This is a genomic window from Bradyrhizobium sp. BTAi1, from assembly GCF_000015165.1.
Classification (GTDB): Bacteria; Pseudomonadota; Alphaproteobacteria; order Rhizobiales; family Xanthobacteraceae; genus Bradyrhizobium; species Bradyrhizobium denitrificans.
On sequence record NC_009485.1, the window covers coordinates 3,541,387 to 3,564,149 of the forward strand.

Annotated in this window: 26 protein-coding genes and 1 pseudogene; 16 read left to right on the plus strand and 11 right to left on the minus strand. The window is 63.5% G+C overall.

What is annotated here, in order from left to right; translation table 11 throughout:
* Positions 1–42 precede the first annotated feature (42 nt).
* The 8 genes from BBTA_RS15845 (at position 43) to BBTA_RS15880 (ending at position 5,174) form a co-directional block, all read left to right on the plus strand.
* Complete coding sequence (locus BBTA_RS15845) at positions 43–576, plus strand: sigma-70 family RNA polymerase sigma factor (protein ID WP_148221449.1); 534 nt, start codon at positions 43–45, stop codon at positions 574–576.
* Positions 566–1,258 carry an NrsF family protein gene (locus BBTA_RS15850; RefSeq protein WP_041750677.1) on the plus strand — a complete coding sequence of 231 codons (693 nt, stop codon included), beginning with the start codon at positions 566–568 and terminating at the stop codon, positions 1,256–1,258. Before BBTA_RS15845 ends, BBTA_RS15850 begins: the two co-directional genes overlap by 11 nt.
* Before the next feature lie 136 nt (positions 1,259–1,394).
* Positions 1,395–1,787, plus strand: coding sequence for a thioredoxin family protein (locus tag BBTA_RS15855; RefSeq protein WP_012043501.1), 393 nt, complete (start codon positions 1,395–1,397; stop codon positions 1,785–1,787).
* A 14-nt stretch (positions 1,788–1,801) separates the two neighbouring features.
* Entirely contained in the window at positions 1,802–2,521 is a 720-nt protein-coding gene (locus tag BBTA_RS15860; RefSeq protein ID WP_012043502.1) for a cytochrome c biogenesis CcdA family protein, read from the plus strand.
* A 124-nt stretch (positions 2,522–2,645) separates the two neighbouring features.
* Entirely contained in the window at positions 2,646–2,942 is a 297-nt protein-coding gene (locus BBTA_RS15865; RefSeq protein ID WP_012043503.1) for a DUF2282 domain-containing protein, read from the plus strand.
* Positions 2,943–2,987: 45 nt separating this feature from the next.
* The gene (locus BBTA_RS15870) at positions 2,988–3,890 is read left to right on the plus strand and encodes a DUF692 domain-containing protein (protein ID WP_012043504.1); all 903 of its coding nucleotides are present in this window, start codon (positions 2,988–2,990) and stop codon (positions 3,888–3,890) included.
* Positions 3,880–4,677, plus strand: a complete 798-nt coding sequence (locus BBTA_RS15875; protein ID WP_168167896.1) for a DUF2063 domain-containing protein — start codon at positions 3,880–3,882, stop codon at positions 4,675–4,677. Before BBTA_RS15870 ends, BBTA_RS15875 begins: the two co-directional genes overlap by 11 nt.
* Positions 4,674–5,174, plus strand: a complete 501-nt coding sequence (locus tag BBTA_RS15880) for a DoxX family protein (RefSeq protein ID WP_063719786.1) — start codon at positions 4,674–4,676, stop codon at positions 5,172–5,174. The genes BBTA_RS15875 and BBTA_RS15880 overlap by 4 nt, the downstream gene beginning before the upstream one ends.
* A gap of 11 nt (positions 5,175–5,185) precedes the next feature.
* Here the strand turns inward: BBTA_RS15880 and BBTA_RS15885 are convergent, their stop codons facing one another.
* From BBTA_RS15885 to BBTA_RS15905, 5 genes are all read right to left on the minus strand, one after another.
* Positions 5,186–5,668 carry a DUF302 domain-containing protein gene (locus BBTA_RS15885; protein ID WP_012043507.1) on the minus strand — a complete coding sequence of 161 codons (483 nt, stop codon included), beginning with the start codon at positions 5,666–5,668 and terminating at the stop codon, positions 5,186–5,188.
* 180 nt (positions 5,669–5,848) lie between these two features.
* Complete coding sequence (locus BBTA_RS15890; protein ID WP_063719756.1) at positions 5,849–6,835, minus strand: hypothetical protein; 987 nt, start codon at positions 6,833–6,835, stop codon at positions 5,849–5,851.
* 32 nt (positions 6,836–6,867) lie between these two features.
* Complete coding sequence (locus tag BBTA_RS15895) at positions 6,868–7,644, minus strand: DNA-binding domain-containing protein (protein ID WP_012043509.1); 777 nt, start codon at positions 7,642–7,644, stop codon at positions 6,868–6,870.
* Entirely contained in the window at positions 7,641–8,552 is a 912-nt protein-coding gene (locus BBTA_RS15900; RefSeq protein ID WP_012043510.1) for a DUF692 domain-containing protein, read from the minus strand. Before BBTA_RS15900 ends, BBTA_RS15895 begins: the two co-directional genes overlap by 4 nt.
* 101 nt (positions 8,553–8,653) lie before the next feature.
* Positions 8,654–8,923, minus strand: a complete 270-nt coding sequence (locus tag BBTA_RS15905; protein ID WP_041750678.1) for a hypothetical protein — start codon at positions 8,921–8,923, stop codon at positions 8,654–8,656.
* A 377-nt stretch (positions 8,924–9,300) separates the two neighbouring features.
* Between BBTA_RS15905 and BBTA_RS15910 the strand changes: the two genes are divergently transcribed.
* The 3 genes from BBTA_RS15910 to BBTA_RS15920 all read left to right on the plus strand — a co-directional run bounded on the left by BBTA_RS15910 (position 9,301) and on the right by BBTA_RS15920 (position 12,445).
* On the plus strand, positions 9,301–9,972 hold the full coding sequence (locus BBTA_RS15910) for an NrsF family protein (RefSeq protein ID WP_083780663.1): 672 nt from the start codon (positions 9,301–9,303) through the stop codon (positions 9,970–9,972).
* Positions 9,973–10,778: 806 nt separating this feature from the next.
* Positions 10,779–11,537: an SDR family oxidoreductase gene (locus BBTA_RS15915; RefSeq protein WP_012043514.1), complete on the plus strand. Its 759-nt coding sequence runs from the start codon at positions 10,779–10,781 to the stop codon at positions 11,535–11,537.
* Positions 11,534–12,445: a sigma-70 family RNA polymerase sigma factor gene (locus BBTA_RS15920; protein WP_012043515.1), complete on the plus strand. Its 912-nt coding sequence runs from the start codon at positions 11,534–11,536 to the stop codon at positions 12,443–12,445. The genes BBTA_RS15915 and BBTA_RS15920 overlap by 4 nt, the downstream gene beginning before the upstream one ends.
* 15 nt (positions 12,446–12,460) lie before the next feature.
* Here the strand turns inward: BBTA_RS15920 and BBTA_RS15925 are convergent, their stop codons facing one another.
* Positions 12,461–12,877, minus strand: coding sequence for a GFA family protein (locus tag BBTA_RS15925; protein WP_041751468.1), 417 nt, complete (start codon positions 12,875–12,877; stop codon positions 12,461–12,463).
* A gap of 115 nt (positions 12,878–12,992) precedes the next feature.
* Between BBTA_RS15925 and BBTA_RS15930 the strand changes: the two genes are divergently transcribed.
* On the plus strand, positions 12,993–13,598 hold the full coding sequence (locus tag BBTA_RS15930; protein ID WP_012043517.1) for a TetR/AcrR family transcriptional regulator: 606 nt from the start codon (positions 12,993–12,995) through the stop codon (positions 13,596–13,598).
* Between the two features lie 127 nt (positions 13,599–13,725).
* On the opposite strand, the gene BBTA_RS41635 is transcribed toward BBTA_RS15930, so the two are convergent.
* From BBTA_RS41635 to BBTA_RS15940, 3 genes and pseudogenes are all read right to left on the minus strand, one after another.
* On the minus strand, positions 13,726–13,968 hold the full coding sequence (locus tag BBTA_RS41635) for an alpha/beta fold hydrolase (RefSeq protein WP_012043518.1): 243 nt from the start codon (positions 13,966–13,968) through the stop codon (positions 13,726–13,728).
* Positions 13,969–13,974: 6 nt separating this feature from the next.
* Positions 13,975–14,577, minus strand: a complete 603-nt coding sequence (locus tag BBTA_RS15935) for an alpha/beta fold hydrolase (protein ID WP_371260198.1) — start codon at positions 14,575–14,577, stop codon at positions 13,975–13,977.
* 77 nt (positions 14,578–14,654) lie between these two features.
* Positions 14,655–15,204, minus strand: a pseudogene (locus BBTA_RS15940) (carboxymuconolactone decarboxylase family protein).
* 142 nt (positions 15,205–15,346) lie between these two features.
* Here BBTA_RS15940 and BBTA_RS38910 point away from each other — a divergent pair.
* From BBTA_RS38910 to BBTA_RS15955, 4 genes are all read left to right on the plus strand, one after another.
* Positions 15,347–15,628 (plus strand): metal-sensing transcriptional repressor, encoded by a 282-nt coding sequence (locus tag BBTA_RS38910; protein WP_012043520.1) that lies wholly within the window; start codon positions 15,347–15,349, stop codon positions 15,626–15,628.
* Between the two features lie 140 nt (positions 15,629–15,768).
* A complete protein-coding gene (locus BBTA_RS41340) occupies positions 15,769–15,996 on the plus strand; it encodes an efflux RND transporter periplasmic adaptor subunit (protein WP_244424436.1) in 228 nt (75 codons plus the stop codon).
* Positions 15,956–16,813 carry an efflux RND transporter periplasmic adaptor subunit gene (locus tag BBTA_RS15950; RefSeq protein ID WP_049795371.1) on the plus strand — a complete coding sequence of 286 codons (858 nt, stop codon included), beginning with the start codon at positions 15,956–15,958 and terminating at the stop codon, positions 16,811–16,813. The genes BBTA_RS41340 and BBTA_RS15950 overlap by 41 nt, the downstream gene beginning before the upstream one ends.
* Before the next feature lie 2 nt (positions 16,814–16,815).
* Positions 16,816–20,064, plus strand: a complete 3,249-nt coding sequence (locus BBTA_RS15955) for an efflux RND transporter permease subunit (RefSeq protein WP_012043521.1) — start codon at positions 16,816–16,818, stop codon at positions 20,062–20,064.
* A gap of 179 nt (positions 20,065–20,243) precedes the next feature.
* Here BBTA_RS15955 and BBTA_RS38915 read toward each other — a convergent pair whose 3' ends face one another.
* Positions 20,244–20,621 carry a hypothetical protein gene (locus BBTA_RS38915; protein WP_012043522.1) on the minus strand — a complete coding sequence of 126 codons (378 nt, stop codon included), beginning with the start codon at positions 20,619–20,621 and terminating at the stop codon, positions 20,244–20,246.
* 70 nt (positions 20,622–20,691) lie between these two features.
* The gene (locus tag BBTA_RS15965) at positions 20,692–22,725 is read right to left on the minus strand and encodes a carbohydrate porin (protein ID WP_041750681.1); all 2,034 of its coding nucleotides are present in this window, start codon (positions 22,723–22,725) and stop codon (positions 20,692–20,694) included.
* Positions 22,726–22,763 lie beyond the last annotated feature (38 nt).

A 22,763-nucleotide genomic window follows, 5' to 3' on the forward strand; every position in this document is an offset into this window, starting at 1 on the left:
ATGTCTGGCGCGGACCGGGGCAGATCGGATCTGGGGCACCTGATGCAGCTCGCCCAGGCCGGCGACGACATCGCCTATTTCCGCCTGCTGAAGGACATCACTCCGATCATTCGCGCAGCCGTACGGCGAAGATTACCAAGGTCTCAGCCTGCCGACCTCGAGGACGTCGTGCAGGATGTGCTGGTGTCAGTGCATGCCGTTCGAGCCACCTACGATCCGGCGCGTCCGTTCCTGCCGTGGCTGCTGACGATCACCCATAACCGGGCCATCGATCGCTTCCGGAAGATGAGTCGTATCGGGGTGAATGAAACGAATGTCGGCGAGATGCTTGAAACCTTTCCGCAGCAGCCGACGAACCTGTCTGCGGAAGGTTATGGCGATGAAGAATTCCTGCAGCGGGAAATAGCTGCTCTGCCGGCCTCCCAGAGACGCGCCATCGAGCTGCTGAAGATCAAGGAGCTTTCCTTGAAGGAAGCCGCAGCCGAAAGCGGGATTACGATCGCGAACCTGAAGGTACTGGTGCATCGCGCGATGAAGACCCTACGCAGCAGGATTGCCAACGACCATGACGACTGAGCTTCATGTCACGATAGGCCGTCTGGTATGGCACCTCGGTCCTGTGACCCGATTGTCCTCGCCATCGCGGCGGACGGCGCTCTGGTTGATCGGCGCGCTGCCTTCGGTGGCGGCCATGGTCCATTTCTTCTCCATCCGCCCCGATCTATCGGTCAAGGCCCTGGAGATTGGCTTTGTCCTCGAACTCGGTGCGGCCTTCGTCACCGCCATCGTGGCAGCATGGTCGGCCTTTGCCATGACGGTGCCAGGTTATGATCGACGCTACCTGATCTGGCCAATCGGTCTGGCATCTGCTTGGATGGCGAGCCTGCTCGGGCCGTGCATCCGAGATGTGATGGCGCATGGCTGGACGGGAATTCGCTTCGAGGCGGACTGGGTCTGCCTGCCCATGATTGCGGTCTTGGGGGCTTGGCCCGCGGTCCTTCTGGCGTTGATGCTGCAGCGCGGCGCGCCCTTGGCGCCGGTTCGGACCATCGCGATGGGAGCATTTGCCTCGGCTGCCCTGGGGGATGTGGGGCTCCAATTGTTTCATGTCCAGGACGAGAGCCTCGCCGTCTTCGTATGGCAGCTGGGCAGCGCGTTGCTATTGTCCTGGCTGGCTGCCCGGGCCGGTCACCTGATCCTGAAATGGCCGACAGAGCGGCTCCGGAAGCGGCTCTTGTTCGACCAGCCTCCCTTGTGAGCTCGTTGGCGTGAGCTGGGCTGGCGCCGGGCGGACGATTTTCCCGCTGATCGTGTAACCTCGGCGCGGTATGGAGCGAATGGGCTTGAGAGCGCCGTACCACCGGGGACGGCTTCAACTCTGAAGGACACCGCCGATGATCGATCGACGTTTGATGATAGTGGGTCTCGTATCCGCCATGGCTCTGGTAGCGGGCCCTGTGCGAGCCTTCGATGCGAAGGCGTTTGATGCAAAGGCATTCGAGGCTGCGCAGAAGGAGGGCAAGCCGATCCTGGTCGAGGTCACGGCCCCCTGGTGTCCGACCTGCAAGGCGCAGGCGCCGATCCTGTCCAATCTGGCAAAGGACCCGAAGTTCAAGAACGTCGTCGCGTTCCAGATCGACTTCGATTCGCAGAAGGATCTGCTGCGCAAGTTCGATGTCCGGATGCAGAGCACGCTCATTTCGTTCAAGGGCGCAAGCGAGGTCGGACGGTCCACGGGTGATACCAACCCGGCATCGATCGAAGCCCTCGTGGCGAAGTCGATCTAGACCGCGGCCGTCCCATGCTGGCGATCCTCGGCTTCGCCTTTCTGGCGGGCGTGTTCTCCTCGCTGTCGCCCTGCGTGCTACCGCTTCTCCCGCTGGTGCTCGGGGCGGCCGTCTCTGAACATCGCTTCGGTCCCGCTGCGCTATCGGCCGGGCTTGCATTGTCGTTCGCACTGGTCGGTTTGTTCGTCGCAACGATCGGCTTTGGACTGGGCCTCGACAGTGGCGTCTTCCGCAACGTCGCCGCGGTCATCATGCTGGCCATTGGTCTGGTGATGATCGTCCCGCGCCTGCAGGCAGGGTTTGCGGTCGCCGCCGGACCGGTCGGCAACTGGGCCGAGCAGCGTTTCGGCGGGTTCTCACGAAGCGGTAATTCGGGGCAGTTTGCGGTCGGCCTTCTGCTTGGCGTGGTCTGGGCTCCTTGCGTCGGTCCGACGCTTGGAGCCGCCTCGCTGATGGCTGCACGCGGAGAAAACCTGTCCCAGGTCGCGCTCACCATGATTATGTTCGGGATCGGCGCATCGCTTCCCCTTCTGGCTTTGGGCATGCTGTCGCGCGAAACCATGATCCGGCTGCGCGGCCGTCTGCACGCTGCCGGTCATGGCGCAAAGATCGGCATGGGCGTTGTTCTGCTCGCGATCGGTGTTCTGATTCTATCCGGATCGGACAAGCGGCTCGAAGCAGCTCTCGTTGCAGCGTCTCCCGCGTGGCTTACAGAACTCAGTACGCGGTTCTGAGTCCGGCGATTCTCCGGCTGTCGACTTCGTGAACGACGAATATCCATTCGCTGTAACCCGGCGGCTGCCGCGCACGAAACGGTCTGCGTGCGCAACGTTGCGCTCGCGACAGCGGAGAGACACCATGCATTCTCGCTCCACCTATCTAATCCTGGCCGGATCGCTTGCATCCGCCTTGGCCATGTCCACCGTTCCCGGACGGGCCGCCGACGAAGGCAAGGAGAAGTGTTTCGGCGTGGCTTTGAAGGGGCAGAACGACTGTGCCGCTGGTGCCGGCACAACCTGCGCCGGAACGTCGAAGATCGACTATCAAGGCAACTCCTGGAAGCTCGTGCCCAAGGGCACCTGCCTGTCAATGAAGCTGCCGGGCAACCGCAAGGGTGCGCTTGAGGCCCAGAGCCGCGATGTCCCGAAGGGCTGACATTCACCCTCGCTGGCTTAGCGCGACAGCTACCGGAGAGCAGACATGATCGGCCACGCGTTGCCGTGCAATTGTCCTGACGCCATCCCCGCGCGCGCAGGGGTCGGATTGAAGCCGTCTCACTACCAGGAGATTCTCGGGACCCGACCGTCGGTCGGGTTTTTCGAGGTTCACGCCGAGAACTACATGGGAGCGGGCGGGCCTCCGCACCGCTTCCTCGAGGCGATCAGGTCGCACTATCCGCTATCCCTGCACGGCGTCGGACTTTCCATCGGTGGCAGGAATCCGCTCGACGAGGATCACCTGCTGCGTCTGAGGAAATTGATCGATCGATACCAGCCTGGCCTATTCTCCGAGCACCTGGCCTGGTCGAGCCACGAAACTGGCTATTTCAACGACCTGCTGCCCTTGCCCTACACGCCGCAAACGCTCGCGCGAGTGTGCGAGCACATCGATCGGACGCAATCCGCGTTGCGGTGCCGGATGCTGCTCGAAAATCCGGCCACCTACGTCACCTTCGCGGCGAGCACAATCCCGGAGGTCGATTTCCTCGCCGAGGTTGCGAGACGGACCGGCTGCGGGCTCCTGCTCGACGTCAACAACGTCGTGGTGTCGGCGACCAATCATGGCTTCGACGCGGTCGCATATCTGAATGCGTTTCCTCTGTCGGTGGTGAACGAGATCCACCTCGCAGGTCATGCGGAGGCCCGGGACGATCTCGGCCAGCCCATGCTGATCGATGCGCACGGAACGCCCGTCTGCGCAACGGTCTGGCAGCTCTATGCCGCTGTTCTCGGTCGGACCGGCCGGCAGCCGACCCTGATCGAGTGGGATAACGACGTGCCGGCGTGGCACGTGCTGATGCGCGAGGCCGAATCCGCCGAGCATCTGCTCTGCAATGTCGCGGCCGTTGGAGAGCCTTTGCGGAGACACGAAGATGCCGCCTGACATGCTGCACACGCAGGCGCTGTTCGCCCGAGGGCTACTTGCAAAGTCGCTCTCAAAGGACATGCTCGGCGGCCTGCTGTCGAGGCCGGACCGGATCGCGGTCCATCGCAACAACAACATGATGAGTCTGATCGGCGTTCTCGAGGCGCATTTTCCCGTAACGCGCCGCATCGTCGGCGATGAATTCTTCCAATGGCTTGCCCGGGAGTTCATCGGGCAGCATAAGCCGTTATCGCCAGTGTTGATCACATATGGAGCGGAACTGCCGGCGTTCATCGCGCGCTTCGCACCGGCTGAGGAGCTGCCCTATCTGGCCGATATCGCGCAACTCGAGTTCGCGTGGATCTCAGCCTATCATTCTGCGGAGCACGACGCGACCGAGCTGGCTGTCCTCAACGGCATGACCCTCGAATCTCTGATGGCGGCGCAATTGGTCCTGCATCCGTCGCTCAGGCTGCTCGGCTCCTCCTATCCGGTGGCGAGCATCTGGCAAGCGCATCAGCCCGGCCATGCTCCGGACGAGATCGCCGCATGGGCCCCCGAGCAGATCATGATCCTGCGTCCAGCGGGAGATGTCGTCGTCAGCCGGATCGAGCCAGACGCCATGGCGTTCCTGTCCGCATTGCAGGACGGTCGGTCGGTCGCCACGGCCGGATCACAGGCGCTCGTGGCCAGCCCGACGTTTGATCTGGGACCTACGCTGATGCAGCTGCTGGCGTCCGGAGCGATCGTCAAGATCATCGAACCTAGCGAAGACCTCATCACACGATGCGAGGCTGGGGCATGACTCTGTCTGTGACACCGATCGAATTGCGCAGGGCGTTGCCCACGCGGCTGATTGACGGCGGGCGTCGTCTGTTGGCGCGGTTTCCCGTGTCTTTGACCCAGCTTGCTCTGAGAGTGGCTCTCGCCGCTCCGTTCTGGCGGTCGGGTCTGACTAAATGGGATGGCTTCCTGCACCTGTCCGACTCGGCGGTCTATCTGTTCTCCGAGGAATTTCGCCTGCACCTGTTCGGAGCGGAGCTTGCCATGCCGGCGCCGCACCTGATGGCCTTCCTGTCGGCCTGCGGTGAGATCGCGTTTCCGGTCTTGCTGGTCATGGGACTGGGAACGCGCTTTGCGGCGCTTGGCCTGTTGCTGATGACGGCGATCATCCAGCTGACCATTCCGGATGGCTGGGCCAATTTCCATCTGCCATGGGCCGCAATGGCGCTGGCCATCCTGACCCACGGGCCAGGACGATTGTCGCTGGACGAACTCGTCGCCCGCAGGTTCGGATCTTAGGCCGGGATCGCCTACGGCTTGGTGGAGGCGGAAGCCGTGATGCGCTTCATGGCCGCGCTCATCTGGGATAGCACCGGAAGATCGGCATCGATGCCGTGCCGACGCGCGATCTCGGCAGGATCGGTGTAGGTCAGATTGACTGTTCCAGCCTCCTCCCAAACCAGGATCTTCAACGGCAGGTCGATCCCCGATGTGCGTTTGGCCTGCATGAGAACGGTGCCGACCTTGGGATTTCCAAAGATGTAGACGACCGTTGGGGCAAGCTCGAGACCGGCTGCCTTGGCACCGGCAGAATGATCGATGCGGGCCGCGACCTTCAGCCCGGCGGCGTCCAGTGCATCGGTGAGCCGCTTTTCCGTCTCGGCCATCGTGTTGGCGCTCGGGACGGTGACGAGGCCCGCCTGGGCTGCTGTCGATTGTGCGTGCGCAAGCGGAGCCCCGCAGCCGACGGCAAGGCTCGCACTGACGATCATTGCCCGAAGGTGTCGTATCATCGGATAAGTCCTTCACTCTGGTGGAGTCGATCGGCTTTGAATGCGCGACAGCGGTCGGCCCTCGCCGTATCGCGCGCGGCCGCCTGTTTCCGATTCGCGGCGGCTCGAAAATGGTTACATCCCAACCAGATGTTCGGTTGCTCGGGCGTGCGCTCATCGACTGCAATGGCGACAACCTCGTCAGGGAACGATCTTGGCGGTGATGCCCTTCCGGATCGATGCCAGGGGCGCATCGTCGTTGATCGCGATGACGTCTTTGCTATCCTGCTTCAGTCCCAGATCGCGCCAGAGCGTCGCGAGATCAGGAGTGACCGGCGCGTTGCTCCACTCCCGATACATGCGCGTGAGCACGTCGAGTCCAACGGCCTTGTCGGCGACCGTGAGGATTCGTTCGACCGGCCAGTCGACCTCGTGATTGCCTCCGGCCGCCAACACGCCGCGCATCGCATGCTGCAATCCAAGACGGTTGGCCGTGACCTGTCGGATCGCCACATCCGCAAACAGACAGAACATTGCGCCGCCCCAGTAGCGACGGCCCCAGGTCGGCGTGTTGTTGAGCCCGCGGTCGCCCGGCTGCGGCAGGCCCTTCGGCATGTCGCGCATCATCGCCGCCCAGATCTCGGCTTCGGAGAGATCGCCGCTCTGCACCCGCGCAATCGGCTCGACATAGACCGCGAGTCCTTCCGACAACCAGGCTTGGCGGTTACCCAGGTCGGGCAGAGCCAGGTGCACCATTTCGTGCACCATCACCCAGTCGCGTTTCAGACCCGGGCGATCACTGTCGCGGCCGATGCGTAGCCGTATCGCAGCTCCCCGGTAACCCCAGGTGGTGCCCCCGCGGACGCCGGCTGCCTCCACCGGCACCAGCAGCAGCCGCAGCGTGGCGACGGGGAAGCGCCCGTAGTAGGTTGTAACGGCCCTTGCCGAGGCCTCGATCCACGACACGATGTCGGCCGTCGGCAGTTTCAATTCACTAGGCGCGAAACCGAGTCGGATCGTCGCATTCCCAAGCCTGATGTTGGTCGTGGTGAGCCGGTCGAAGGCATCATAGGGCATCCGTTCACCGTCGAAGCTCTCCGACTGCGTCCGCCCTTTGCGGGGAAGGAGCACGGCGGGCACCACGGCCCAAGCCAGCAGCGGTACGCTTAGATCTCGGCGGCGAAGCATGTACCGTCCTTTCGCCGGGGCGGCCGTACCGTTCAGCTCAGGCCAGCCAGCAAGTCTGTGGTGACCCATTGCTGCAGATATCCTGCGGCTCGTCCCGCCGCACCATCGGGATCATCGTGCATCGCCAGCATCGAGCAGAGGACGCCGAACGGGAGCCCGCGCGCCGCCTCGTCCCACATCATGGCTTCCTCGTCCGTCAATTCGCGAAAGCGAGGCGTCACGTCCTGCCGCCAGATCAGAAGCCGACAGGCGGAACCGAGCCTGACGGCGTCGGGCGGCGCTTCATCCGACTTGAGCGCGAGCCAGATGTCCGCGGCGTTCGTCAAAAGATCGAGGCGCCGCGCGCTCGGATGCGGCACGAAGCGCAGGTCTGTCCAGCGTTCGGCGGCAATGCCGGCGAAGTCAGCAGCTGCGAGAACGGGGGCGTCCGGTGCATCGAAGCAATCGTTCAAGTCCCTTTCCAAGGCCGCCAGGTCGGCGATCTCGGGATATTCGGCGAAAGGAGGGGCGGTCCGGAGAAGATCGGGAAGCTCGCGCGAGAACCAGCGCAGGTTCGGCTGCTGCGAGGGGTGCTCGGCGATATAGAGCTTGCTCATCTGATCGAACATCTCGTCGCCGAGATAGGCGTGGAGATATTCGTGGTCCTTGCGCAGCACCTCGGTGAGCCGGGACGCGTAGCCGTTCTTGTAGACGCCGAAGAGCACGTCCCTTTGCTCGCGTGGTCCATCCATGACATGCTCGAGCACCGCCGAGTTCTGGCCCAGGATGCTGCGCTGAAACTCGGCCTGCAATCGCTCGAGCTCGCTCATGATGCGCGGTCCCGGTCGTCGGCCGAGAGGATCTCCGCCGCAATCTCGCGTGTCCGCTGCACCTCGGCGAGCAGTTCATCGAGCGGCGGAATGTTGTCGTCGCGCTCGACCATGGTCGAGACCGCCCCGAAGCGCTTCAGCGCAGCGCGATAGAGGTCAAAGACGTCATCGCAGACGAGATGGTCATGGGTATCGATGATATGCGTTCCCATGTGACTGTGTCCGGCCATGTGGAACTGGACCACCCGATCGGTGGGAATGCCTTCGAGAAACTCATGGGGATCGAAGCCATGGTTGAAGGCGCTGACATAGACGTTGTTGATGTCGAGCAGCAGGAAGCAGCCTGAGCGCCGCGTGAGCTCGGTCAGGAATTCCCATTCGGTCATGTCCTGATGCCTGAACTGGACATAGGTCGAGGCGTTCTCCAGCACCAGCGCCCGTCCGAGATAGTCCTGGACCAGTTGCACCCGGTTGACGACATAATCGAGCGCCTCATGGGTGTAGGGGATCGGCAGCAGGTCGTGCAGGTTTTGCCCGTGAACACCGGTCCAGCACAGGTGATCCGAAACCCAGCGCGGCTCGACCCTCTGGGCGAGATCCTTCAGCATCTGGAGATAGCCGAAGTCGGGCGGAGAGGTGGAGGCGATCGAGAGCGACACGCCATGCATGACGACGGGGAAGCGCTCCCTGATGCGGTCGAGGATACGCAGCGGCTGACCGCCCGGGATCATGTAGTTCTCGCTAATGATCTCGAACCAGTCGACCGGCGGATCGCCATCGAGGATGTCAGCGTAATGCTGGGCGCGAAGGCCGAGGCCGAAGCCGAGAAAGTCTGGCTTCTGCCCATGCCGCGAAGTCCGCGGATCGCGGCCCAGGGCCGGATCAATCCGTTGAGGTGAGATGGTCATCTGATCTGTTCTCGCGGATCGGCTTCCATTGGTGTGCGACCGGCGCATGCGCATTCGGGAGAAACCTGGCATCCAGGATTCTCCCGGCTTGTCGGCGAACGCTAGGCCGCCTGGAATTTGCCCTTGGCGACCTTGCACTGGGCCTTCGTCATCGCCGCAAAGCCCTGGCCCTTGCAGGAGTTCAGGCCCTTGCACTCGTGGTTGCCGCCCTTGCAGGCGCTCTGGCCTTTGCAGGCATTGGCACCGATGCACTTGCCCATCGCATCCGCCGCATGCGCGGTCGTTGGCGCCGCCGACATCGTGGCGCCAGCGAGGAACAGGGTGGCAGCAGCGGCTGCCAGGGTGGCTCCCGACTTGGAATTCAATCTCATGGTCGTCTCTCCTGAGGGTGCGCTTTGACGCTGAACCGGTTGCGCCCGTCGACGTCCATCTCCCCACGGAACGGAGGATTGGTCGGCGCGGACCGTGATTGGTCGCCAGCGGTTCGGCGCGGGCCGGATCGCTGAGCGGATCACTGAGGGCTGTTTCGAACCAACGCGCCGTTAGGTTACAAAGCGTGAGGCGGCATTCGCAAAAAGGCGTTGCCGCAAGGCCGTTCCAACGGTGGTATCCGCGCCGGCCGGATGTCAGGTTGCGCAGCTGTAACCTTTTGGCGCTCAACGACGAACTGGTCTGGCGGCAGGCAGAGCTGTTCGCGAATGAGGGCCTCCTGTATAGTTTCGGGTCTGAGACACGCTTCGGTGAGTGAATGGAAACCGATCATCTGGTGCATCAGCTGGCACGTGGTGCAGGGCGAGCGACGCGGCTGCGGCCACCACTCGTTCGGACTCTGACGTGGTTGTTCATTGCTTTGCCCTATGTGGTCATGGTCGTGCTCGTGATGCGCCTGCGTCCCGATCTTTCGGGCAAACTCTCGGACGTCAGCTACATCATCGAGCAATTGGCCGCCTTGACGACAGCCGTCACAGCAGGCTTTGCGGCCTTTGCCAGCACGATCCCTGGATATGATCGGAGGACCGTTCTGCTGCCGCTGGTCCCATTTTTGGTGTGGGTCGGCAGCCTTGGCGCCGGCTGCCTTCGATCTTGGATCGTCATGGGGCCAGACGGGCTCTCGCTGCATCCCGACTGGCTTTGTTTCCCGGCCATCGTTATCGTCGGGTTGGTGCCGGCCATCGCATTGGTCATCATGCTACGCCGCGGCGCGCCACTAGCTCCCCATGTCACGTCGGCCTTGGCCGGCCTTGCCGCGGCTGGTCTCGGAGATTTTGGCCTGCGGTTTTTCCATCCCCAGGATGCGAGCGTCATGGTGCTCATCTGGCAGATGGGGACGGTCCTCCTGCTGATGCTGCTCGCAAGTCAGTGCGGCAGGCTGCTCTTCAACTGGCGGCGCCTTCTGCGGCGCGCCGGTGGAGCGGGCTGACCGCTCGCAGAAGGAGGGCTACTTCAAGAGCATTGGCGGCCCGAACCCGGACTGCTTCTGCGCGAACAGGGAAAGCGACGTCCAACTGTAGACGCCCAACTATAGATGACTCGTGGATCTGCTGTTAGTCCGGCAATGAACTTGGCGGGACCATCGGGGCACGCATTGTGACATGGACGACCAGTGTTTGGTCAGGGCGGGCTACAAGCTGATTTTGAGCTGCAGACCGCGGATCGGCGATCGGCTTAAAGACAGGCGGCTTCGTCACTTCCAGCATGGCATCTGGCTGTTTTTCTTCCCAGAACACCTTTTCACAGCTCGAGCATTGATAAATTCGAAAATGACGACCTGTGCGTGGGTCCGCCAGCGAGGTTCGAAACGAGGATGGGTACTCGCAATTTTCGCAGTTGGGAGCTCCCTTGATTCTCGTGCTTTCATGCATACGGTAGATTCCCCCTCGTGCACCGAAGCGCGTTACGGCCTCATAGTCGAAATACGCTCTTCTCCGATACGCGGCATTCATTGGTTGACGTGTACTGGCTGAGTGATCAGCGGAGCCGGTACGCACACGTTCGCGAATTGGCAGAATTCCGAAGCTCACCGCTTGAATATCGCTCAAGCCGTCGGCGGCCTTGTCGCTGCTGGTTTCGGCGATTTTTGGTCTTCAGGTTATCCATCCGCAGGATGTGAGCATCATGGATCGCTCTGAAATCCTGCGCAGGCTCCGTCGACCGACAGGACTCAAGGCCTGACTCTTTTCCGGTGGCTCAATCGTCTTCTCTTCATCTGGAGAGTGGAGCATGATCATGAGTATGAAAGACAAGAGCGTCATCGTCACCGGCGGAAGCCGCGGTCTCGGCCTCGGACTGGTAGAGGCCCTGGTCGAACGCGGCGCCAGGGTGACCGTGGTGGCGCGCGGAACCGAGGCGCTGGACGTGGTCGCCGCGCGTTTGGGCGTCGCCCCGATCGTGGCCGATGTCACTGACGAGGCCGCCGCGCGGCGCATCGTCGGCGATATCAGTCCCGACATTCTGGTGCTGAATGCGGGCACGACGCCGCCGATGGGCCGGCTGGACCGTCTGAGCTGGACGGAGTTTTCCGCCGCCTGGGAGACGGACGTCAAGGCGGGCTTGTATTGGATCCAGGCGGCGCTCAGGCTGCCGCTTCGGCCGGGGAGCCGCGTCCTGGTCGGTTCGAGCGGCGCCGCGGTGACGGGATCGCAGATGTCGGGCGGCTACGGGGGCGCCAAGCGCATGCTCTGGTTCATGGCAAAATATGCCAATGGCGTGTCGCAGGAGGCGAAGCTCGGCATCCGTTTCCAGGCGATCGTGCCGCGGATGATGATCCTGGGCACGGGGGTGGGGGATACGGCCGCGGGCGCCTATGCCGGGTCCATGGGCATTACGCCGGAAGCATTCGTCGCCCGCTTCGGCGCGGCGATGCCGCCCCGAGCGTTCGGCGATCACGTGGTCTCGGTGCTGGAGGACCCGCGCTTTGCCGACGGCGTCGTATTCGGTCTGAATGGCGACGCGGGCGTGACTGTGATGGAAGGAGCAACAGCTTGAGTGATGGCACGCTGCGCCGCGCGCCCAGGACCGAGCTGATGGCCCTGGCAGAGGGACTCCGGCCCGAGCTGCATCGCTATTGCGCGCGCCTGATGGGCTCGGTGGTCGACGGCGAGGACGTGGTGCAGGACACTCTGGCGAAGGCTCTGGTGGCGGTGGACGATATAAAGGAGATCACGATGCTGCGCAGCTGGCTGTTCCGCATCGCGCATAATCGCGCACTGGACCTGCTGAGAAGCCGCGCGATCCGGGCTGCCGAACCGATCGAAGCGGCCGACGACATCGCCGATGACGCCGCAGCCGACTCTTTGGAGCGCATGATGCGCGACGAGGCGATCAGGACGGCCGTCTCGCGTTTCGCGCAGCTTCCGATCCCTCAGCGGAGCATTCTGATCTTGAAGGATGTCCTCGACGAGCCGCTCGCCGACATCGCGGCTCTGCTTGATCTCACGGTCGACTCGGTGAAGGCCCATCTCGCCCGCGCCCGCGCGCGGCTCTCGGAGATCAACGCCAAGGCGGGGGCGCGGCCCGCGGCGCAAGTGACGTCCGAGCTCGTGGCCCAGTATGTGACCCTGTTCAACCAGCGAGACTGGGATGGCCTGCGCGCGCTGCTGGCCCACGACGTCAAACTGCAGCAGTCCGGTCATCCCATCCGGATCGGCTCGGCTGATGTCGGCATGTTCTTCGGCATCTATGCCGGGGTCGGGGGCGTGTGGCTGGCGCCCGCCTGGCTCGAGGGCCGGGAGGTGATCGCCGTGTTCGAACGCAGCGATGATCAGACGCCCGGCTACGTCATGTGGCTCGACTGGCGCGACGGCAAGATCAGTTACATCCGCGACTATCGCTACGTCCGCTATGTCATCGCCGACGCCGAGCTGGTGCTCGGACCGCTTGCTCACATAGCTTGACCAGCGACTGGTACATCACATCCCAGGCGGCATCTTGTCGAACACCGGAAGCTCGCTGGACGGGGCATCCCAACTCGGCGCCCGCATCGCCCAGACGTGCATCTGCGGCTTGAACACTTCAAGGTCATCCAGGCTCGATGCCCGGAGGAACAGAAGGCCGGGCATCGCCGGGTTCTTCGAGAACACCGGTGCGCCGCATTCCGGGCAGAACGCGCGCGTCACGAGATTGCCGCTGGCCGACGGCCGGACATAGGCCTTCGTCTCCCCTGTGATGGCGATCTCATCCGCTGAAACCGCGAGGTGGGATGAATGCCCGGTGCCGCTGGTGCGCCGGCAGTCTTCGCAATGGCAGTGGCCCGCCATCATGGGCTCAGCGCTGCAGGTATAGCGGACGCTGCCGCAGAGGCAGCCGCCGGAAAATGTCGTCGTCAAGGCGTGGGCTCCCATTCGAGATTTGTTGATGGACCTCCACTGATGCCTTCCGGCAGAATATGTTCAAGAACATATTCTGCGCTGGTGCTAGTGCTGCGACCGGAGGCGTCTCACCTTGCCCTATCGACCGGAACACAAGGCGGAAACACGCGCACGTATCGTCGAGAATGCGCGCCTGCTCTTCAACCGGCATGGTTATGACAACGTGACCATCGACATGGTGATGGAGGCTGCGTCGCTCACGCGTGGCGGATTCTACGGTCATTTCCGAAACAAGCAGGAGCTGTTCGCAGCGGCGGTGGCCAGCTTCCTGATGGGCCGCGGCGCGCGCTGGCGCGCCGAGGCCGGCGTCAATCCTGCCGACCCGGCGCTGGAGGATGCTGCAAACATGCTCCGCAGCTATCTTTCGCCCGCGCATCTCGATGATCTCGAAGGCCAATGCCCGATGATCGCCCTGCCGTCGGATGTCGCAAGAGCGGAGCCGCAGGTTCAGACGGCCTATCAGCACCTGCTGCAGGCCATGATCGGACTTTACGAGCGGTCCATGCCCGAGACCCGTGAAGACCGCCGTACGACCGCCCTGGCACTTGCGGCGCTGAGCGTCGGCGGGATGGTTCTCGCCCGGACGATTCCCGACGCGGCGCTTGCCGCCGAGGTCCGCGACGCCGCGTTCAGGAAGGCGCTCGGGATGCTGTCGCTGAATGCGAAGATGGCCGGCTGAAGCTTGAACCTGCTGTCGCAAGCCGTGCTTCGGCGAAAACCCCCCGCTTCACATCCTTGTGTCGTTTAGGAAGGAGCGGGGGCTGGTAGCTCCGATCCCCGAAGCTCGAGCACAGCTGGGAATGATCTCAGCTGGCGAAGCTCGCCTTGATTTCGGCCGCGACTGTGGCGGCGTTCTCGTCGAGAACGAAATGGCCGGCATCGAGCCAGACGAGGCGGGCGTCGGGCAGATCGGCGAGGTAGGCCTCGGCGCCGGCGGGGACGAAGAACGGATCGTTCTTGCCCCACACGATCAACGTCTTCGGGCGGTGGTTGCGGAAGGCCTGGTGCCAGCTGTCGTAGAGCGCGACGTTGGTCTTTGTAATCCTCAAGCAGATTCAGATGCGCTTTACCGTGGCCGCCACGGTCGAGCAGCGCCTGATCGTGCGTCCAATTGTCGGGACTGATGGCTTCGACATTGCGGGCGCCGACCTGATACTGGTACTTGGTCGTGTCTGCGGAAAGAAGCCCGCGGGCGGCGGCTTCGCTGGCGGCATCGCGCTTCTCCCACAACGGCAGGAGATCTGCGCCGGCATCTCGCCCACACCTGCCATATAGGCATTGGTGTTCTGGATGACGAAGCCGGCGACGGCCTTCGGATTGCGCGTGAACAGCCGGAAGCCGACCGGGCCACCGTAGTCCTGCATGTAGAGAATGTAGGAGCTCAGTTCGAGCTGCTCGATCAGCCCTGCCACATGCGCGGTCAGGTTTTCGAAGCTGTAGTCGAACTCGGCGACCGATGGCGCATCCGAATGACCGAAGCCGATGTAGTCGGGCGCGATCACATGGAAACGATCGGCCAGCAGTGGAATAAGGTCTCTGAACATGAAGCTGCTCGTCGGAAAGCCGTGCAGCAGGACAAGGGTCGGACGGGTTGGATCGCCGGCTTCGCGATAGAACACCTTGCGGTCATGGACGGTGGCGAACTTGTAGAGGGTCAAGGCGAAAGCTCCGATGAAATGATGAAGTGACGGCTGATGCGTGGGGAGAGCAGGTGAGGTCGTCACGCCCCGGCGCGTCAGGCGGCCTTGCTGGCTTCGACAACCGGGAAGTCGATCTCGGTGGAACACTTCGTTGAAGAAGTTGGTCCAGCTGTTCAGCGCGACGTGCTGCACGATCTCGATGATCTCAGCATCGGTGTAGCCGGCGAGCTTCACGGCGGCGAAGTCCTGGTCGGTGACATGACCACGATGGGTGGCGACCACGGCGGCGAAGCGAACGGCCGCGTCGGCCTTCGGATCGTTCGACGCGCCCTTCCGGTTGGCGGTGATCTCCGCGTCATCCAGCCTGGCGAGGTTGCGGCCGAAATAGGTCTGGGCCGACAGGCAGTCACTGCAGCCGTTGACTTCGGCCACCGCGAGCGCGATCCGTTCGCGCGTGGCGGCGGGCAGAGATCCCTTGCCGAGTGCGCCGGACAAAGCGAGATAGCATGCCAGCGCCTGCGGGCTGAGCGCGATCGCGCGGAAAATGTTGGGCGTCCGGCCGAGTTGCTTGGCGACAGCTTCAAGCTGGGAACGCGAGGCTTCGGGAGCGTCGGCGATGGTGGCAGGGATCTGGAGACGGGTCATTGGGGGTCCTTTCATGCAGCCGTGCGGCTGAGGCCCCTGATCTACGCCATTTTTCGGCAAGCCGCTGCGGCAATTTGGCCGAAACGGGGGCTTGGCCAGGTTGCCGTCATGGACTATCCCCTCCTGGGGGATAGGATCAAAAATGAAGCAGCATGTTCACGGCAGTCACCCGGATATCGTCAAGCGGCTGAAGCGCGCCGAGGGACATCTTCGCAGGGTCATGGCGATGTTCGACGACGGCCGTTCCTGCCTTGACCTTGCTCAGCAGCTTCACGCGGTTGAGAAGGCGATTGCCGAGGCCAAAAGGGCTTTGATTCACGACCACGTCGATCATTGCCTGGATGCGGCCGCCAACGGTGGCGCCCCCGGGAAGACGACCAAGAGCGTGCTCGCCGAGTTCAAGGCGATATCGCGATACCTTTGATGCGGAGAAATCGCATGGGTTTGGCCACCCGGTCCGCCGGCGCATGTCTCGCCGCTTCGCTCGCTGCAGCCACGCTGGCTTCGCCGCTCCTTGCGCAGTCAACGCCAGCCAAGCCGGAGCCGAAATCGGCAGTGATCGTCATGGACGACGAGCGCATCAAGCTTGCCGAGATTGACCTCGCCCGGGCCGTTCCAGCCGCTGTGGCGAGGCGGTTGATCGTCCCCGGCACGATCGTTCCGGACTCCGGACGCGTCGCCCACGTCTCGGTCAAGCTGGCCGGCACCGTGTCCGAACTGCGCAAGAACATCGGTGACGACGTTGCGAAAGATGACATCGAATGCCGTCCTGGAAAGCCGGGAAGTCGCTGATGCCAAGAGCGAGTATCTGGCGGCGCGGCTTTCGAACGAACTGCAGCAGGATCTGACCGCGCGTGACAAATCGCTCTGGGAGGGACGGGCGCTCCCCGAGCAGCAGTATGTCAAGTCGCGCAATGCCGCCGCCCAGAGCGAAATGCGTTTTGCCATCGCGCGCCAGAAGCTGATGGCACTCGGCGTCAATGATTCCGAGATCGCATCGTTGCCACAGGCCCCTGACGGAACGATGCGCAGCCAAAACATCCGCGCGCCAATCTCCGGGCGGATCGCCGAGAGGAAGGTCGAAGCCGGCGCCGCGGTCGGGCGAGATAGTCTCGAGACCGAGCTGTTCGTCATCGTCGATCTGAGCCAGGTCTGGGTCGAACTGTCCGTCTCATCGACAGATCTGCCCATGGTGCGGGAAGGCCAGCCGGTCGCGATCACCCTGCGGGGTATCCCGGAAGCCGGCGAGGCGAAGATCGTTTTCGTCAGTCCGCTGCTCGACAGAGAGACGCGGGCCGCAAGGGTGGTGGCGTCGCTCCCCAATCCGGACGGCCGATGGCGCCCCGGGTCGTTCGTCACTGCTGCGATCGCTGTCGACCGTCGCGATGTGCCCGTCACCGTTCCGGTGTCGGCCGTACAGACGGTCGACGGCCGCAAAGCGGTCTTCGTCCGGACGCCCCAGGGGTTCGAAAAGCGCGAAGTCGTGCTCGGAACACGAGATGGCGCGATCGTCGAGATCATCTCCGGGCTAGCGGCAAGCGAGACGATCGCCGCGACGAATACCTTCTCGCTGAAGGCCGAGCTCGCCAAGCCCAGCGACGATGACTGAGCATGATCGAACGTATCGTCGCGTTCTCCGTTGATCGCCGATGGCTGGTGCTGTTCGCGACGCTCGTCGCCGCAGCGACCGGATTCTGGTCGCTGACACGGCTGCCGATCGACGCCGTGCCTGACGTCACCAACGTGCAGGTCCAGATCAACGCTGTCGCGCCGGCGCTGACGCCGGTCGAGATCGAGAAGCAGGTGACGGTCGCGTTGGAGACGGCCCTGGCAGGCATGCCCGGGCTCGAGGGGACACGATCGTTCTCCCGAAACGGTTTCGCGCAGATCACCGCCGTCTTTGCTGATCGCACTAACATCTATTTCGCGCGACAGCTGGTGACCGAGCGCATCAACGAGGCGAAAGCGAGTCTGCCGCCCGGAGTCGACGTCCGAATGGGGCCGGTCTCGACCGGGCTCGGCGAGATCTACTGGTGGTCGGTCGAGTACGAGAAGCCCGGCGCGTCTGCGCCGGTCCGGGACGGAGCGCCCGGTTGGCAGACCGACGGCAGCTATATCACGCCGGAAGGCGAGCGGCTGACGGACGATTTCCAGCGCACGGTCTACCTGCGGACCGTGCAGGACTGGATCGTGCGCCCGCAGATGAAGACCGTTCCCGGCGTCGCCGGAGCGGATGCCATCGGCGGCTTCGTCAAACAGTTTCAGGTGCAGCCGGATCCGGCGAAGCTGATCGGCTACGGGCTGTCGTTCAAGCAGGTCGTCGACGCGATCGAGGCGAACAATGCCAGCCGCGGCGCCAATTACATCGAGCAGAACGGCGAAGGCTATGTCGTCCGCGCGGCCGGCCGGGTCGAGAATCTCGAAGACATCGAACAAGTTGTGGTCACGACGCGCGGCGGCGTTCCCGTGCGAGTCAGGGATCTGGCGGAGGTCTCGATCGGAAAGGAATTGCGGACCGGCAGTGCGAGCATCAACGGACGCGAGGTCGTGCTCGGAACGGCCTTGATGCTGATCGGCGGCAACAGCCGCACCGTTGCCGCGGCGGCCGATGCGAAGATCAAGCCGATCAGCAAGACGCTGCCACCCGGCATCTTTGCCCGGACCGTTCTCAACCGCACCGAGCTGGTCGATGCGACGATCTATACGGTCAGCAAGAATCTGGCCGAGGGCGCGCTGCTGGTGATCGCCGTGCTCTTCCTGCTGCTCGGCAACTTCCGGGCGGCGCTCGTGACCGCGTGCGTCATCCCGATCACGATGTTGATGACCGCCACCGGGATGCTGCAGGGGCGCCTCAGTGCGAACCTGATGAGCCTGGGCGCCCTCGATTTCGGCCTCATTGTCGATGGAGCGGTGATCATCGCGGAGAACAGCCTGCGGCATCTCGCGGAGCGCCAACGCGAGGTCGGCCGTGTGTTGTCGCTGCAAGAGCGCCTGGAGACCGTCAAGACCTCGACGTCGGAGATGATCCGGCCTTCGGTCTACGGCCAGATCATCATCATCCTGGTCTATACGCCCTTGCTCGCGTTCACGGGCGTCGAAGGCAAGACGTTCGAGCCGATGGCCCTCACCGTCATGATTGCTCTGGCTTTCGCTTTCATCGTCTCGCTGACCTTCGTCCCGGCGGCTGTGGCGATCACGATCAGCGGTGCGGTCAAGGAAGGTGAGAACGTCATCGTCCGCTCGCTCAAGCGTCTCTACGCGCCCGTGCTCTCTGGCGCGGTCGCAAGACCTCTGCCGGTGATCGCAGCGGCTGCGCTGCTGTTCGCCGGCGCCGCGCTGCTGTTCATGCGGCTGGGACAGGAGTTCACGCCCACGCTGGACGAAAAGAACATCGTGATGGAGGTCAAGCGCGTGCCTAGCACGGCGCTGGCACAATCGCAGGCGATGCAGCTTCTCATCGAACGGCAGATCAGCAAATTGCCTGAGGTCGCGTTCGTGTTCTCGCGGACGGGAACACCGGATCTCGCCGCCGATCCGATGCCGCCCAGCGCATCCGATACATACATCATCGTCAAGGCGCAGGATGAGTGGCCCGATCCGTCGGCGACCAAGGAGGACCTGATCAAGAAGATCGAGGCCGAGGCCGTCAAGCTTCCAGGCAACAAGGTCGGCTTCTCGCAGCCGATCGAGATGCGCTTCAACGAGCTGATCGCCGGTGTCCGCGAGGATCTCGCGGTCAAAGTGTTCGGCGACGACTTCTCCGAGATGCAGAGAACCGCGGCTCAGATCTCCGACGTCATCCGGAAGATCGACGGCGCGGAGAGTGTCAAGGTCGAAGAGACCTCAGGTCTGCCCTTTCTCGACATCAAGATCGACAAGGCCGAGATCGCCCGGCGCGGGCTCAGTCTCGGAGCCGTTCAGGATCTCGTGCAGACCGCGATCGGTGGTACGGATGCCGGCCTGGTGTTCGAGGGCGATCGCCGCTTCCGGATCGTCGTGCGGCTTTCGGATGCTGCACGCAATGACATTCCGACGCTGGAAGAGCTGCCGGTGCCGCTGCCGCGAGTCAATTCTGACGCACCGACCGCCTCGGTCCCTCTGCGGACGATCGCGACGTTCGAGCAGACCACTGGCTACAATCAGATCAGCCGAGAGAACGGTAAACGGCGGGTCGTGACCACAGCGGAAGTCCGCGGCCGTGACATCGGATCGCTGGTGGCGGAAGCGCAGGCCAAGGTGGGCGACCAGGTGCGGCTTCCGCCCGGCAGCTATCTGGCATGGGGTGGGCAGTTCGAGAATTTCGCAGTGGCCCGCCAGCGCCTGGCGTTCGTCGTGCCGGCCGTGTTCGTTCTAATCTATTTGCTGCTGTTCGGCGCGCTCGGCTCTGCGCGGGATGCGTTGCTCGTGTTCAGTGCCGTGCCACTGGCATTGACCGGCGGTATCGCGGCGCTCTGGCTCCGGGGCATGCCGTTCTCGATCTCGGCCGCGGTCGGCTTCATTGCCTTGTCAGGTGTCGCGGTGCTGAACGGTCTCGTGATGCTGACGCAGATTCGCAAGCTGATCGCTGACGGCGCGCAGGAACGGGCCGGCATCATCGAGGGGGCATTGACCCGTTTCCGTCCTGTTGCAATGACCGCGCTGGTGGCTTCGTTCGGGTTTGTTCCGATGGCGCTTGCCACCGGCACCGGCGCCGAGGTGCAGAAGCCGCTCGCTACAGTCGTGATCGGTGGCCTCTTATCGGCGACCCTTCTCACGCTCGTGGTCCTGCCCGCGCTGTATGCGCGCTTTGCCGTCCCGCGCCATCGCCAACGGAGTGACCAAGCGAGGCCCGCGCTCATTCACGACCGCGCGGCAGAGTAGCGCCCGTTGGCCGGGCAGTTGATCGCTTGGAGAACGTTCGTCTTATGCTTGCAGGTGCGCTACGCGCTGGAAGAGGATGTCTGCGAAGCAGTCGGGGCTCAAGCCGCAGCTTAGCCCGACTGGGTCATAACTCATCGTGGCTGGAAACAATAGGTCAAGAAGTTGTAATGGCGACTAGGCTAGTCGCTGCATGGCGCGTAGTAGCTCTTCATCAGCCGATGACGCGCACCGAGTGAGACAAACTCCTCGTGAAGGCAGCCATCTCCGTGTTTGAAGCTCTGTTCCGTCTCGCAACGCAAATTCTCGTAGTGAAGCTTGATCCTTCGCGGACGGTCGAGATAGGTGGCGAAGTAGTGCGCGGCCTGGATGTGTCCGCGACAACGATGCAGCACCTCGTCCTGCACGTCGGGGGGCAGCTGATCGATATGATCAGGGTTCCAAGGACCGTCATGCGATCCTGAGCTTGCGCGCGCGAATGCGGCTCCTGCAGGGAGCGCGAGGGGGATCCCCAGGCAAACGGCCAACAACAACACGAGGTGAGAACGTTGTTTGCGCATTGCAACATCCCGGCGCGACTGATTCAACGCGACGAAGCCTACCAGACAATGGTGCGATCGCGCGAAATAATCAGAATTGCGTGTGCAAGCGAGTCGCGACGATAGAAATCGGACCGCGATCGCGGTTGTAGGCGGGATTGGCAATGAACTGGTAGTCGACACTGAGTGCCCAGGTCGCGATCGGAAGCGTGTAGTAGACCTCGAGGATCTTCTCCGCGCCGGGGTGGGGGAGCTGCCCGTCGCCGATCAACGCGCTGTATCCGCCCGCGGCGAAATAGGCCTGGTGCGTTGCAGAAATCATGTTGCGGATGCCGGCTATTCCGAGCGTGTCGTTCGGCCGGTTCCAGAATTTTCCCGAGATCGATGCGCCGCCCGCAAGCGTGGCGTCGGCATCGGTAAATGCGTACGCCTCGAGCCGCCCCGGCGTATAGCCGGCGCGCGCGAACAGGCCGACGCCGGGGACGATCTGCTGCTCGATATTGCCGGCCAGTCCGAGCTTGCTCGTGTAGGACCGGACCAGCGAGAGATCCGGCGCAGCCCCCGTGAGATTGGCGAGATCGACGGCGGTCTGGAAATTGCCCATGCGCGCGCGTGTGAGATACCCGGTCATGGCGATCTTGCCGGGCTGGCCGAACAGCTGATAGCGGCGCTCGACCTCGCCGACCATCTGGAACTGGCCGAAGGTCGGATCGAGATTGCTGCTGTTCGGAACGACGGGGCCATCGAAGACGCCGGCGCGCAATGTCCACGGTCCGGTGTACCACTCGGCCGCGGCCCCATAGGTGAAGGCCCAGGCATCGGCCGCATAGTCGAACGCGCCGGTGTTGACCAGGGTCCAGTTGAGGAAGTCACCGCGCGGGTCGTGCGCGTATTTGTTGGAGTCGAAGATATCGACGACGCTGAACTTGCCGACCGTGAGCACCAGCCGATCGGAGGTCTGCGAGCCAGCGAACTGCATCGGCCCGGACTCGACCTTCTGGACCTCGCCGCCGAGATCGATGGTCTGGCGCAGGAAGGCGCGCGGGACGCGGGCATAGGGATAGGTGGCGCCGACCTTGTAGGCCTCGGCGCTCGGGAAGCCCGCGACGCCGAACGTGCCGTTGAGGCCGAAGCCCTGGTCGATCTCCGGGTTGATCCAGATCTCGCCGCCCTCCCAAGGGCGCACGCCGACGAAGAGATCCGCGTCGAAGGTCTCGCGCACCTGGTTGGGAGAGAGGCTGTTCTGCCCGGCATAGGGCGCGCGAAACGGCAGCGCATATTGGGTGACGATGGTGGTCTGCCCGTGCACCGCGATGTTGTCCGCTTCCGCGGGCGCAATGCCCTTGAGGGCGAGATCGGCCGCCCTGGCATCGGCGCCGAGCTGATAGTTCAGCCCGAGCTGGAGCCGCTGGACCGAGAGGTTCGAGCTCAGGGACTCCGCCGACGCGGCGAGAGCCTTGCGATGGCTGCCGAACTCGGAGGCGAGGAATTCAGCCTTGGCTGTCCAGTGCGGCGCGATCGGCAGCTCGGCGCCCAGGCCGGCAACCCAGCCGAGGCGCCATGTCAGCGCCGTATCGACTGTGCCGGCGACGGCGCTGCCGACCAGCGGCAGGCCTGCGAGTTGCGTGCGTTCCAACCTGTCGTAGGACCAGGCAAAGCCGCCGGTCGCGTAGAGCAGCCAATGATCGAAGGCGTAGCCGAGCCTGGCGCGCGCGGTTCCCATGGCAAGCACGGTCTCGCGATAGCTGGCCGTGCCTGCGGACGCCGACGTCACCGTCCGCTCGCCCGCAACGGTATTGGGAGTCGACACATCGGCCTCGACCCCGAGTACCAGGCGGGACGGCAGGGTCCAATTATAGCCGGCCTGAAGACCGAAGAGGTAGCTGCCGGTACCCTTGAAGACGTCGTAGGAATTGAACACGCCGGTCGAGCCGCTGACGGTGGTCACGGCGTTGCTCGCGCTCCAGCTGGAGGCGCCGCCGACATATCCGAAATGACCCCCGAGGAACGGTCCGGTCCACGCCTGGATGTCTGCCTCTGCAGACCTGATCGGGGCCGCATCCGTTGGGCCGGGTATGGCGAGGGCAAGGCTCAGAACCGCGCTCGTGAGACCAATCCGCTTCATTTCATCCAACGTCCGTTCGAAACCTTCGCTCGCATGGC

What these genes read in the sequence shown, in the direction of transcription:
- BBTA_RS15845 (WP_148221449.1), top strand. Translation starts at nt 43, where the DNA reads ATGCAGCTCGCCCAGGCCGGCGACGACATCGCCTATTTCCGCCTGCTG.
- BBTA_RS15850 (WP_041750677.1), top strand. Translation starts at nt 566, where the DNA reads ATGACGACTGAGCTTCATGTCACGATAGGCCGTCTGGTATGGCACCTC.
- BBTA_RS15855 (WP_012043501.1), top strand. Translation starts at nt 1,395, where the DNA reads ATGATCGATCGACGTTTGATGATAGTGGGTCTCGTATCCGCCATGGCT.
- BBTA_RS15860 (WP_012043502.1), top strand. Translation starts at nt 1,802, where the DNA reads ATGCTGGCGATCCTCGGCTTCGCCTTTCTGGCGGGCGTGTTCTCCTCG.
- BBTA_RS15865 (WP_012043503.1), top strand. Translation starts at nt 2,646, where the DNA reads ATGCATTCTCGCTCCACCTATCTAATCCTGGCCGGATCGCTTGCATCC.
- BBTA_RS15870 (WP_012043504.1), top strand. Translation starts at nt 2,988, where the DNA reads ATGATCGGCCACGCGTTGCCGTGCAATTGTCCTGACGCCATCCCCGCG.
- BBTA_RS15875 (WP_168167896.1), top strand. Translation starts at nt 3,880, where the DNA reads ATGCCGCCTGACATGCTGCACACGCAGGCGCTGTTCGCCCGAGGGCTA.
- BBTA_RS15880 (WP_063719786.1), top strand. Translation starts at nt 4,674, where the DNA reads ATGACTCTGTCTGTGACACCGATCGAATTGCGCAGGGCGTTGCCCACG.
- BBTA_RS15885 (WP_012043507.1), bottom strand. Translation starts at nt 5,668, where the DNA reads ATGATACGACACCTTCGGGCAATGATCGTCAGTGCGAGCCTTGCCGTC.
- BBTA_RS15890 (WP_063719756.1), bottom strand. Translation starts at nt 6,835, where the DNA reads ATGCTTCGCCGCCGAGATCTAAGCGTACCGCTGCTGGCTTGGGCCGTG.
- BBTA_RS15895 (WP_012043509.1), bottom strand. Translation starts at nt 7,644, where the DNA reads ATGAGCGAGCTCGAGCGATTGCAGGCCGAGTTTCAGCGCAGCATCCTG.
- BBTA_RS15900 (WP_012043510.1), bottom strand. Translation starts at nt 8,552, where the DNA reads ATGACCATCTCACCTCAACGGATTGATCCGGCCCTGGGCCGCGATCCG.
- BBTA_RS15905 (WP_041750678.1), bottom strand. Translation starts at nt 8,923, where the DNA reads ATGAGATTGAATTCCAAGTCGGGAGCCACCCTGGCAGCCGCTGCTGCC.
- BBTA_RS15910 (WP_083780663.1), top strand. Translation starts at nt 9,301, where the DNA reads ATGGAAACCGATCATCTGGTGCATCAGCTGGCACGTGGTGCAGGGCGA.
- BBTA_RS15915 (WP_012043514.1), top strand. Translation starts at nt 10,779, where the DNA reads ATGAGTATGAAAGACAAGAGCGTCATCGTCACCGGCGGAAGCCGCGGT.
- BBTA_RS38910 (WP_012043520.1), top strand. Translation starts at nt 15,347, where the DNA reads ATGAAGCAGCATGTTCACGGCAGTCACCCGGATATCGTCAAGCGGCTG.
- BBTA_RS41340 (WP_244424436.1), top strand. Translation starts at nt 15,769, where the DNA reads ATGGACGACGAGCGCATCAAGCTTGCCGAGATTGACCTCGCCCGGGCC.
- BBTA_RS15950 (WP_049795371.1), top strand. Translation starts at nt 15,956, where the DNA reads ATGACATCGAATGCCGTCCTGGAAAGCCGGGAAGTCGCTGATGCCAAG.
- BBTA_RS15955 (WP_012043521.1), top strand. Translation starts at nt 16,816, where the DNA reads ATGATCGAACGTATCGTCGCGTTCTCCGTTGATCGCCGATGGCTGGTG.
- BBTA_RS38915 (WP_012043522.1), bottom strand. Translation starts at nt 20,621, where the DNA reads ATGCGCAAACAACGTTCTCACCTCGTGTTGTTGTTGGCCGTTTGCCTG.
- BBTA_RS15965 (WP_041750681.1), bottom strand. Translation starts at nt 22,725, where the DNA reads ATGAAGCGGATTGGTCTCACGAGCGCGGTTCTGAGCCTTGCCCTCGCC.